Origin of the sequence: Orrella sp. 11846, from assembly GCF_048820935.1 — a bacterium.
Lineage (GTDB): Bacteria > Pseudomonadota > Gammaproteobacteria > Burkholderiales > Burkholderiaceae_B > Algicoccus.
On the sequence record NZ_JBMERD010000041.1, the window covers coordinates 1 to 1,584 of the forward strand.

A 1,584-nucleotide genomic window follows, 5' to 3' on the forward strand; every position below is an offset into this window, starting at 1 on the left:
GTGACAACTTAACAAGCTCTAATGGTAATGATGTCAAAACCGATGATAAAAAAAGTATCCATGAATGGGTAGAAGTTAACGTTGATGAAGCGGTACCAACTCGGGCGGGGGAGTTACACAAGCAAGGGGCTATTGCAACCAGCCAAGCAAAAAGCTTGGTTGGGACATATCAGGTCGTGTGCGGAGTTGCCAAAGAGGTTAAAGCCTTTTCTAAAGGGACTTACCTTAATTTTGAATACCCATCCCCGAACACAACGTTTAGGGCTGTTGTTTGGGACTCAGACGCAGACAATGTATTAAGATACGGTGAGCAGTTCCAACACTTTTTAAATCAAAGACTCTGTATCTCAGGTGATATCACTTCATTTAATGGCCAGCCTCAGATAATCGTAAAATACAATAATCAAATTGAGATATTCTAAAATGAAAAACTTAGCATTAGTCGGAACCTTATGTCTTTCTTTAATGGCACTACCAACTCAAGTCAGGGCCAATGAACAAAGGATTGAATCATACCGTGCCGCTTTTCATGTTGGTGAGACAGTAATGGCTTGTGGAGTCGTGGCCCAAGTGCACAAGGGTAGAAAGGCGACTTACCTAAATCTAGATAAGCCATACCCGAACCAATCGTTAGCAATTTTAATTTGGGATGATAACCTGAAAGGCTTTGAGAACCGCTTTGGTCAACTGACTAGATTTAATGAGCAAAAAGTCTGTGTGCGAGGAAAAATCACGGAATACAAAAATAGCTTGCAGATGCAGGTTTCTAATCCTCAATTTCTTCGTTTAATGAAGTAAAATGTAAAAATACACACTCCAGTCAGAATGCCGTTTCAAACTGGCAGCGAATGTTGCCAGTCTCTTTCTACTTGTCGACTAAGTAGATCACAATTCGAGTTTAGAACTAAGGCGCTTTTATCCCAAGAATAGTCGGCGCTCCTTGTTATATTCCTCAAAGAGCACTAACTCAGCAACTGTCTTTATCAGTAACAAGTAGTGTTTGAATCGACCAGACTTTTATAGACAGTTCATTGCCTCAGAAAAGTAGTACCGTTCGTAGTTTATCGGCGAAAGATTCGCAGCATGACTATGCCGACGAATCGGGTTATAAAACATTTCGATGTAGTCAAAAACATCTTGGCGTGCTTGCGCTCTGGAGTTATAAACTCTGCGTCTGATACGCTCTCGCTTAAGTAACTGAAAAAAGCTTTCAGCGACAGCATTATCATGGCAATTACCGCGGCGACTCATGCTTGGCTCTAGATTATGATTAGCTAGAAAAGTAGTCCACTCGTAACTCGTGAATTGATTGCCTTGATCGGAGTGCACCATGACACGTTGTTTTGGTTTTCGTCTCCAGACTGCTGACAGTAAGGCCTGTATAGCGTAAGCGTCAACTCAGCGGCGTACTTGCCCCCGGTTCAAACCACTGATATGGGAGACGTTTGTGAGATGGGTGCTCCCAGCGGGTTTGCGGCGAAGTGTTCTTTCCACAGACGGGGTGTGAGCAGATGGACTTCACTCATTGGGTGCTGTGACACGCGCTGCAGGACGTCCACCAGATAGGTGTAGGGATCGATGTCC

The 1,584-nt window shown here is 43.6% G+C and carries 3 protein-coding genes and 1 pseudogene; 2 read left to right on the forward strand and 2 right to left on the reverse strand.

From position 1 onward, the window contains the following. Both ACOI06_RS14485 and ACOI06_RS14490 read left to right on the forward strand, forming a co-directional pair. The coding region (locus tag ACOI06_RS14485) for a hypothetical protein (RefSeq protein WP_420663301.1) at positions 1–422 on the forward strand (422 nt) is incomplete at its 5' end. Between the two features lies 1 nt (position 423). Then, the gene (locus tag ACOI06_RS14490) at positions 424–798 is read left to right on the forward strand and encodes a hypothetical protein (protein WP_048626766.1); all 375 of its coding nucleotides are present in this window, start codon (positions 424–426) and stop codon (positions 796–798) included. Between the two features lie 219 nt (positions 799–1,017). Here ACOI06_RS14490 and ACOI06_RS14495 read toward each other — a convergent pair. Both ACOI06_RS14495 and ACOI06_RS14500 read right to left on the reverse strand, forming a co-directional pair. Further along, positions 1,018–1,386: pseudogene (locus ACOI06_RS14495) on the reverse strand (IS3 family transposase); the annotation flags it as partial. A 35-nt stretch (positions 1,387–1,421) separates the two neighbouring features. Beyond that, positions 1,422–1,584 (reverse strand): transposase domain-containing protein (locus ACOI06_RS14500; RefSeq protein ID WP_420663302.1); only part of this gene is annotated, 163 nt, incomplete at its 5' end.